A 1,099-nucleotide genomic window follows, 5' to 3' on the forward strand; every position below is an offset into this window, starting at 1 on the left:
ACACGCTGTTTTAATCGCCGCCGCGCTTCATTCGGCTAAAATTCCGCATTTTGCTCCCAGATACGCTCTTGCGACTTTCTGTCCATCGCCGCAAGCTCAGCTAGCTTACAAAACGCCTCCCAAATCTCCTCGCGCTCCATAGTGTCGATGCTATGCTTGGCGTCTATCGCGTTAAAAACGGCGATAAATTCTTTTAAAATTTCGGTCTTCTCGGTCTTGAGCTCATCGCTTGCAGGCTCTGCTTCGAGCACGCTTAGCTTCTTGTGCGTACCCGCATAAGCCCTCATCGCCTTTCTGGCAGTCGCCGCGCCCACGCCCTCTCTGCCGTCCCAGCCGCGCAGCGGGTTGTTTAAATTCGCCGCCAGCCACTGTTTGCTTCGCGGCTGCCTGATTACGAGGCTTTCTATGTCTTTAAACTGCGCTCTAGCGGCCTCGCAAGCGCCTTTAGGCACCGACCAGAAACAAAGGCGTTTTAGATGCGATAGTTGCGCCCTCGTCGGAAAGCGTTCAAATCCGTAAACGTCGCTTAGCCAGACGTCTTTTAGATGTTCAAATTTAGCGAGCGCGTCGATGTTTTTTAGCGTGCCGCCCTGTGCGTTAATGAAAATTTCGCGCAAATTCGGAAAGCTCGCCGCTACGTCTTCTAAATCAACGCACTCGCCGCGCTGCGAAAATATCCGTAGATTTCGCAGTTTTTCAAGCCCGCGAATGCAAAACCCGCCGCCGTTTAGCTCTAGTTGGACGCTCAAAAGCTCGCCGTCAAAGGGGCAGCACACGCTCTTTAGCCTCGAGGTATCGCCGTTTATCACGAGCTGCCACAGCGAGCCGTTTAGCAAGACCTCCTCCGTGCCGCTTGCGTGCAAGACGAGCTGCTGCAAGTGCGTGCGCGAGATATCTAGGCTTTTGCCGGCGCAGTTTAGCTCAAGCTGCGTCATCATTGGCGTCGCTTCTAAAAAATCTTTTAAATTTTCATCCCAAATTTTGCTTTTTATCTCGTAGCAAAACGGATTTTTACGCGCCAAATCGGCGTAGAATTCCTTGCTTTGCGGCTGTGAAATTTCAAGTTTTTGCTTACGGATGGATTTAAATTTAGCGCGAA

1 protein-coding gene is annotated in these 1,099 nt (G+C 51.4%); it reads right to left on the reverse strand.

Annotated elements, in window-relative coordinates:
• Positions 1-35: 35 nt before the first annotated feature.
• Positions 36-1,099 (reverse strand): hypothetical protein (locus Q0236_RS00670; RefSeq protein WP_297913798.1); only part of this gene is annotated, 1,064 nt, incomplete at its 5' end.

This window comes from uncultured Campylobacter sp., from assembly GCF_938031315.1.
In the GTDB taxonomy this organism is placed as follows: Bacteria; Campylobacterota; Campylobacteria; order Campylobacterales; family Campylobacteraceae; genus Campylobacter_B.